Origin of the sequence: Kocuria sp. SM24M-10 (assembly GCF_001027955.1) — a bacterium.
Taxonomy (GTDB): domain Bacteria; phylum Actinomycetota; class Actinomycetes; order Actinomycetales; family Micrococcaceae; genus Kocuria; species Kocuria oceani.
Genome location: NZ_LDNX01000129.1, coordinates 76737 through 84914, shown reverse-complemented (window position 1 = coordinate 84914; position 8178 = coordinate 76737). Strand labels below are relative to the sequence as shown.

Annotated in this window: 6 protein-coding genes and 1 pseudogene; all 7 read left to right on the top strand. The window is 74.7% G+C overall.

The window, feature by feature from the left end; genetic code table 11:
- Positions 1–666: pseudogene (locus tag ABL57_RS15525) on the top strand (transcriptional regulator); the annotation flags it as partial.
- Positions 667–841: 175 nt separating this feature from the next.
- The gene (locus tag ABL57_RS15520) at positions 842–2389 is read left to right on the top strand and encodes an aldehyde dehydrogenase family protein (RefSeq protein WP_047804367.1); all 1548 of its coding nucleotides are present in this window, start codon (positions 842–844) and stop codon (positions 2387–2389) included.
- Between the two features lie 94 nt (positions 2390–2483).
- Positions 2484–3557, top strand: a complete 1074-nt coding sequence (gene adhP / locus ABL57_RS15515; RefSeq protein ID WP_047804366.1) for an alcohol dehydrogenase AdhP — start codon at positions 2484–2486, stop codon at positions 3555–3557.
- A 267-nt stretch (positions 3558–3824) separates the two neighbouring features.
- The gene (locus tag ABL57_RS15510; RefSeq protein ID WP_047804365.1) at positions 3825–4460 is read left to right on the top strand and encodes a nucleoside triphosphate pyrophosphatase; all 636 of its coding nucleotides are present in this window, start codon (positions 3825–3827) and stop codon (positions 4458–4460) included.
- 127 nt (positions 4461–4587) lie between these two features.
- On the top strand, positions 4588–6378 hold the full coding sequence (locus tag ABL57_RS15505) for a biotin carboxylase N-terminal domain-containing protein (protein ID WP_047804364.1): 1791 nt from the start codon (positions 4588–4590) through the stop codon (positions 6376–6378).
- A 39-nt stretch (positions 6379–6417) separates the two neighbouring features.
- Positions 6418–7287, top strand: a complete 870-nt coding sequence (locus tag ABL57_RS15500; RefSeq protein WP_082157488.1) for a thioesterase II family protein — start codon at positions 6418–6420, stop codon at positions 7285–7287.
- Positions 7288–7423: 136 nt separating this feature from the next.
- A complete protein-coding gene (locus ABL57_RS15495) occupies positions 7424–8143 on the top strand; it encodes a 4'-phosphopantetheinyl transferase superfamily protein (RefSeq protein WP_082157487.1) in 720 nt (239 codons plus the stop codon).
- Positions 8144–8178 lie beyond the last annotated feature (35 nt).

The window sequence follows — 8178 nt, the reverse complement described above, 5'->3', positions numbered from 1 at the left end:
CGCCGCGAGCCGCCGGCCCGCGGCCCGGTCCCCGCCCCGGCGTCCGCGCCGTTCGTTCCTCCGCTCACCGCACCACCCGCCGCCCCGGCCGCCCGGCTGCGCGTGCTCGGCGGCGCGCCGCCGGCCCTGGTCGTGGCGGGCCGCGCCCTCGAGCTCACCGAGCGCCACGCCGAGATCCTGCTGGCGCTCTCCCGCGCCGGAGCGGGGCTGAGCACCGCGGAGCTCTCGGCGAGGCTGTGGGACGGCCGCGCCCAGGAGGCCACGGTGCGGGCCGAGGTGCTGCGCCTGCGGCGGCTGCTGGACTCCCGGGGCGGGCCCGTGATCGCCTCCCGCCCCTACCGGCTCTGCGCCCCGCTGCCCTCGGACGCCGGCCGGGTGCTCGAGCTGCTCGACCGCGGCTCCCACCGGCGGGCGCTGCGGGAGTACACCGGCGCGCTCCTGCCCCACTCCGAGGCGCCGGCGGTGGTGGCACTGCGCCACCGGCTGTCCGGGCTGCTGCGCGAGGCGGTCCTCACCGACGGCTCCGCCGAGGCCGTGCGGCAGTACCTGGAGCTGCCCGAGGCCGCCGACGACGCCGAGGCGTGGGCCCTGCTGCTGCGCCTGCTGCCGGCCCGCTCCCCCGCCCGGGCCCGGGCGGTGCTCGAGCTCGAGCGGCTGCGCGACTGACCCCCGGGCCCGCCGTGCGGCACCGGCGGCACCGCGGGACGCGCGGGCGGCGTGCAACGTGCGTGCAACGTGCGCCTGCGTAGCGTGAGACACGTCACACAGCGGCACGGGACCGGCCGGACACAGCCCGCCCGCCGCCGCCCGACGCACCGTCCCGCACAAGGAGCGAGTCACCATGAGCGTTGAAACGCAGTCCCTCACCACCGTCTACGCGCAGCCGGGCACCGAGGGCTCGAAGATCACCTTCAAGCCCCGCTACGAGCACTGGATCGGCGGGGAGTGGGTGCCGCCCGTCAAGGGCCAGTACTTCGAGAACATCTCCCCGGTCAACGGCAAGCCCTTCACCGAGGTGGCCCGCGGCACCGCCGAGGACATCGAGGCCGCCCTCGACGCCGCCTGGGCGGCCGCCCCCGCCTGGGGGAAGACGTCCGTGGCGGAGCGGGCCCTGGTGCTGCACCGGATCGCCGACCGGATGGAGCAGAACCTGGAGATGCTCGCCGTGGCCGAGACCTGGGACAACGGCAAACCGGTCCGGGAGACCATCAACGCCGACATCGCCCTGGCCATCGACCACTTCCGCTACTTCGCCGGCGCGATCCGCGCCCAGGAGGGCACGCTCTCCCAGCTGGACGACAACACCACCTCCTACCACTTCCACGAGCCGCTCGGGGTGGTGGGGCAGATCATCCCCTGGAACTTCCCGATCCTCATGGGCGTGTGGAAGCTGGCCCCCGCCCTCGCGGCGGGCAACGCCGTGGTCCTCAAGCCCGCCGAGCAGACCCCGGCGTCGATCATGGTACTCATGGAGCTGATCGCCGACCTGCTCCCGCCCGGGGTGGTCAACGTGGTCAACGGCTTCGGCGTGGAGGCGGGCAAGCCGCTGGCCTCCAGCCCGCGGATCCGCAAGATCGCGTTCACCGGCGAGACGACCACCGGCCGGCTCATCATGCAGTACGCCTCGCAGAACATCATCCCGGTCACCCTGGAGCTGGGCGGGAAGTCCCCCAACATCTTCTTCGAGGACGTCGCCGCCGCCCAGGACTCCTTCTACGACAAGGCGCTCGAGGGCTTCGCGTTCTTCGCCCTCAACCAGGGCGAGGTCTGCACCTGCCCGTCCCGTGCCCTGATCCAGGAGGGGATCTACGACCGGCTGCTGGGCGACGGCGTCGAGCGGGTGCAGCAGATGGTCCAGGGCAACCCGCTGGACCTCAACACGCAGGTCGGCGCGCAGGCCTCCAACGACCAGCTGCAGAAGATCCTGTCCTACATCGACATCGGCAAGCAGGAGGGCGCGAAGGTCCTGGTGGGCGGCGAGCGCAACGTCCTGGACGGCGACCTCGCCGAGGGCTTCTACGTGTCCCCCACGGTGTTCGAGGGCCAGAACTCGATGCGCATCTTCCAGGAGGAGATCTTCGGCCCGGTGCTGTCCGTCACCCGGTTCTCCGACTACGCCGACGCGATCCGCACCGCCAACGACACCCTCTACGGCCTCGGTGCGGGCGTGTGGGCCCGCAGCGGCAACCTCGCCTACCGGGCCGGCCGGGACATCGAGGCCGGGCGGGTGTGGGTGAACCAGTACCACAACTACCCGGCCCACTCCGCCTTCGGCGGCTACAAGTCCTCCGGCATCGGCCGCGAGAACCACCTGATGATGCTGGACCACTACCAGCAGACCAAGAACCTGCTGGTCTCCTACTCCGAGGACGCCCAGGGCTTCTTCTAGGCCGCACACGGCGGGCGCCCGCCCCGGCGCCCGCCGCGTGCCGTTCCCGCCACCGTCCCGTCCCGTCCCGTTCCGTTCCGCGAAAGGAGCACCCATGAACGCCCAGCAGGCCTCGACCACCGAGCAGGCCACGGCCACCACCGTGCCCGAGACCATGACCGCCGCCGTCGTGACCGCCTTCGGCGCGCCGCTCGAGGTCAAGGACGTCCCCGTCCCGCAGCCCGGACCCGGGCAGGCCCTCGTCCGGCTCGTCTCCACCGGTGTGTGCCACACCGATCTGCACGCCGCCCACGGGGACTGGCCGGTCCAGCCGACCCCGCCCTTCATCCCCGGCCACGAGGGCGTGGGGCGGGTCGTGGCCCTCGGCCCCGGTGTGGACGACCTCGCGGAGGGGGACCTCGTCGGCAACGCCTGGCTCGCCTCCGCGTGCGGGCACTGCCGCAACTGCCGCACCGGCTGGGAGACCCTGTGCGAGCAGCAGGTCAACGGCGGCTACAGCATCGACGGCTCCTTCGGCCAGTACATGGTCGTGGACGCCCGCTTCGCCGCCCGCATCCCCGAGGGCGCCGACCCCTACGAGGTGGCCCCGGTGCTGTGCGCCGGCGTCACCGTCTACAAGGGGCTGAAGATGACCGAGGCGCGGCCCGGCCAGTGGGTGGTGATCTCCGGGATCGGCGGGCTGGGCCACCTGGCCGTGCAGTACGCGGTGGCCATGGGGCTGCGCGTGGCCGCCGTGGACGTCGCCGACGACAAGCTCGCCCTGGCCCGCAGGCACGGCGCCGAGGTGACGGTCAACGCCTTCGCCGAGGACCCCGCCGAGGCGGTCCACGCGCAGGTCCCGGGCGGCGCGGACGCCGTCCTGGTGACCGCCGTGCACCCGGACGCGTTCGGGCAGGCCATCGGCATGGTCCGCCGCGGCGGGACGATCGTGTTCAACGGGCTGCCGCCGGGGGACTTCCCGGCGCCGATCTTCGACATCGTGCTCAAGGGCCTGACCATCCGCGGCTCGATCGTGGGCACGCGGCAGGACATGGTCGAGGCCCTCGACTTCTACGCGCGGGGACTGATCCACCCGACCTACAGCACCCGCCCGCTGGAGGACGTGAACGCGGTCCTGGACGAGATGCAGAAGGCGAAGATCGAGGGCCGCGTGGTCATCGAGTACTGACCGGCCGCCGGGGAGCGGGCCCGCCCGCTCCCCTCCGGACCCGAGGGGCCGCTCCCGGCCCGGTGCCCTGCGCACCGGCCGCCGGGAGCGGCCCCTCTGCCGTGCCCGTCGCGCCCGGACGTCGCCGGGCCCGCGCCCGGCCGAGCGGGTGGGAGCGTCCCGGACGGCAACCCGGGGCGGGGGCAGCCCCGGGACGGGACGGTCCGGACAGGACCGTCCGGACAGGACCGTCCGGACGGGGCGGTGGGGGGTGCGTATCCTGGAGCGGTGACTCCCCGCCTCGTCCTCGCCTCCCGCTCCCCCGCCCGCACCAAGCTGCTGGCCGACGCCGGGATCGCCCACGACCGTCTCGTCTCCGACGTCGACGAGGACGCCGTGGTGGCCGAGCGCGGGGTGACGGAGCCCGAGGAGACCGCGATGGTGCTGGCCCGGGCCAAGGCGGAGGCGGTGGCGGCGCTGCCGGCGGCGGCCGGCGCCCTGGTGATCGGCTGCGACTCGGTCTTCGAGCTCGACGGCGAGGTGCACGGCAAGCCCCTCGACGCGGCGACGGCCACGGCCCGGATCCGCGCGATGCGCGGGCGCTCCGGAGTGCTCCACACGGGCCACTGGCTGGTGGACACCCGGGACCCGGCGGAGGGCGGCAGCGGCTTCAGCGGCGGGGCGCCCGCCGCGGCCGAGGTGTTCTTCGCGCCGATGTCCGACGACGAGGTCGCGGCCTACGTGGCCACGGGCGAGCCCCTGCACGTGGCCGGGTCCTTCACCATCGACTCCCTGGGCGCGGCGTTCGTGGAGCGCGTGGAGGGGGACGTGCACGCCGTCGTCGGGCTGAGCCTGAACACCCTGCGCACCCTGCTGGGCCGGGCGGGCGTCTCCGTGGCCGAGCTGTGGGCGGCGCACCGCTGAGCGGAGCCCGGTCTTTGTAGGAGTCCTACAGAAACCGCGTCGCATTTCCAGCCGCCCGCCGAGCGGTTGGGCGATTGCCGACGGCGGGGAATACAGTGCATCCGAGGATTTCGACAAGGAGTGAGACGTGACCGGTAACTACCCCGCGGACGGCGCCATCCGCCCCATCACCAAGGTGCTCGTGGCCAACCGCGGCGAGATCGCGGTGCGCGTGATCCGTGCCGCCCGGGACGAGGGCATCGCCTCCGTGGCCGTGTACGCCGACCCTGACCGCGACGCCGTGCACGTGCGGATGGCCGACGAGGCCTACGGGCTGGGCGGGTCCACCGCCGCGGACTCCTACCTCGTGGTCGACAAGATCCTCGACGCCGCCGCCCGCTCCGGGGCCGACGCCGTGCACCCGGGCTACGGCTTCCTCTCCGAGAACGCCGACTTCGCGCTGGCCGTGCTCGAGGCCGGCCTGACCTGGATCGGCCCGCCGCCGGCGGCGATCGCCAAGCTCGGGGACAAGGTGGCCGCCCGGCACATCGCCGAGAAGGTGAACGCCCCCCAGGTCCCCGGCACCACCGACCCCGTCGGCTCCGCCGAGGAGGTGCTCGCGTTCGCCGACGAGCACGGGCTGCCCCTGGCCATCAAGGCCGCGTTCGGCGGCGGTGGCCGCGGCATCAAGGTCGTCCGCGACCGCGCCGACATCCCGGAGCTCTACGAGTCCGCCGTGCGGGAGGCCACGGCCGCGTTCGGGCGCGGCGAGTGCTTCGTGGAGCGCTTACTGGACGCGCCTCGGCACGTGGAGACCCAGTGCCTCGCCGACGCCCACGGCAACGTGGTGGTCGTCTCCACCCGCGACTGCTCCCTGCAGCGGCGCAACCAGAAGCTCGTGGAGGAGGCGCCCGCCCCGTTCCTGTCCGAGGAGCAGAACCGCCTGCTCTACGAGTCCTCCAAGGCCATCCTCCGGGAGGCCGGCTACCAGGGCGCGGGCACCTGCGAGTTCCTCGTGGGCCGCGACGGCACCGTCACGTTCCTGGAGGTCAACACCCGCCTGCAGGTCGAGCACCCCGTCTCCGAGGAGGTCACCGGCCTCGACCTGGTCCGGGAGCAGTTCCGGCTGGCCCGCGGAGAGGCCCTCGGCTACGACGACCCGCCGGTCCGGGGCCACTCCATCGAGTTCCGGATCAACGGCGAGGACCCGGGCCGGCACTTCATGCCCTCCCCGGGCAGCATCACCGCCCTCGCCCTGCCGGGCGGGCCCGGTGTGCGCGTGGACTCCGGCGTGCAGGCCGGCGAGACCGTGGGCGGGAACTTCGACTCCATGCTCGCCAAGCTGATCGTCACCGGGGCCACCCGGCAGCAGGCGCTCGAGCGCTCCCGCCGCGCCCTGGCGGAGCTGCGCATCGAGGGGATGCCCACCGTGGTGCCCTTCCACCGCGCGGTGGTGGCCGACCCCGCGTTCGCCCCGGCCGACGGCTCCCCCTTCACCGTGCACACGCGCTGGATCGAGACCGAGTTCCACAACACCGTCCCGCCGTTCGAGGGGGTCCCCGAGGCCGGGCCCGAGGCGGAGGAGCGCCAGGCGATCGTCGTGGAGGTCTCGGGCAAGCGCCTCGAGGTCGTGCTGCCCGCGCTGCCCGGCACGGCCAAGCCCAACGGCACCGCGGCCAAGCCCCGCAAGTCGAGGTCCTCGCGCGGGGGCTCCGCCGCCGCGGGCGGGGACAGCCTGAGCTCCCCGATGCAGGGGACCATCGTGAAGATCGCGGTGGACAACGGCGAGGAGGTCGCCGAGGGGGACCTCGTGCTCGTGCTCGAGGCCATGAAGATGGAGCAGCCGCTCACCGCGCACAAGGCGGGCACGGTCTCCGGGATCTCCGTCAGCCCCGGGGACACGGTCACGGCCGGCACCGTCCTGGCCACCATCTCCTGAGCACGACCACCTCCTGAACACCACGACGGGGAGCTGTCCATGAGCACACGACCGGCCGCCGGGCGCTGTCTCGTGGACCTCTCCGCGCAGGACCGGCTGCGCCGCGGGGCCCCCGAGCGCGCACCGAGGCTGCGGGTGCTGTGCTGCCCGCCCGCGGGCGCCGCCGCCGGCTACTGGCGGTTCCTGGTCCGCGAGGACGTCCACGTGCTGGGCGTGCAGTACCCGGGCCGGGAGTCCCGGTTCCGGGAGCCCGCGGCGCCCACGGTCGAGGCACTCGCCGCGGAGGCGGCCGAGGCCGTCGCCGCCGCGCCCTGGGCGGCCGCTGCGGCCGTCCCCGGGGCGTCCGCCGACGTCCCGCTCGTGGTCCTGGGTCACAGCATGGGCGCCTCCGTCGCGGCCGAGCTCGCCTCGCGGCTCGAGCACCGGGAGGGGATCCGGGTCGCGCTGCTCGCGCTGTCCGCGAAGACCGCCCCGGGCACCGCGGAGGTCGCGAGCACGGGCGCCGGCACGGGAGCCGGCACCGACGAGGACCTGCGGGAGGGGCTCGATCCGCTGGCCCCGGGCGCGGACGCGGCGATGGTCCGGTGGCTCCGGCGGCTGGGGGGCACCCCCGAGGCGGTGCTGGAGCACCCCGAGCTGCTGGCCCTGCAGCTGCCCGCCCTGCGCGCGGACCTGCGGGTCTCCATGGCCTACGACCGGATCCCCGCCCCGGTCGGGGCTCCCCTGCTGCTGCTGCGCGGCACCGAGGACGTCACCGTGGACCCCGGCGGCCTGGAGGCCTGGCGCCCGGTCAGCACCGGTCCTGTGCAGCGGCGGGAGTACCCGGGTGGCCACCACCCGCTCGCCGACCACGGGGACCGTCTGCTCGAGGACCTTCTCGCGTGCGCCGCTTCCGGTCGGTCCGGGTGAGCCCCGTTCGGCGCACCGGTGCGGGCGGGTCGGCCGAGTCGGGCCGACGGAGGCGGGCCGGCGGCGGTGAGCCCGTCCTGGTGAGCGAGGCGTCGTGGGCGGGCCGTCGTGAGCGGGCCGTCCCGGACGGGCCCCGGTGACGAAGCCGCCACCGGGGGTGCCCGGCGTGGTCGAGCTGCCGGTGCCGGGCGCCGCCGCGGACGTGCGGGTGGCGCTCGCCCGTGTGGCCGCGCTGGCCGGCTGGGCGGAGTCGGTCCGGGACTGCCTGGACGCGGAGGAGCTGGCCCGGGCCGCGGCGTTCCGCCACGAGTCCGACCGGCGGCGGTTCGTGGTGGCCCACTGCGTGCTGCGCCACGAACTGGCCGCCCGCACGGGCGAGGCCCCGGGCGCGCTGCGTCTGGGTCCGCCCGTTCCGGTCCGGGGGCCCCGGGCCAAGCCGCGGCTCGAGGACCACGCCCTGTGCTTCTCCCTCTCGCACAGCGGCGACCTGGTGCTCGTGGCCACCGCCGAGCGCGAGGTGGGGGTGGACGTGGAGCACGTCCAGGACCCGGTCGCCGCCGAACAGGTGCTCGCCCTGCTCCACCCGGCCGAGATCGCCGCCCTGCGCGCCCTGCCCGCCGTGGACCGGGCGGCCGCCGTGACCACGGTCTGGGCGCGCAAGGAGTCCCTGCTCAAGGCCCTGGGCTCGGGGCTGTTCCGCGATCCCTCCGTCGACGAGGTCGGAGCGGGCCCCGTTCCGGGGCGGCCCGTGCCGGGCTGGCGGATCCTGGACCTGGCTCTTCCGGCGTGCCCCGGCGCCGTCCGCGAGGACGTGCGGGCGGCACTGACCGTCCGCGTGCCCTCGGATCTGCTCTGATTCGGTCCGCCCTGCCCCTCCCTACCTTTCCCTGC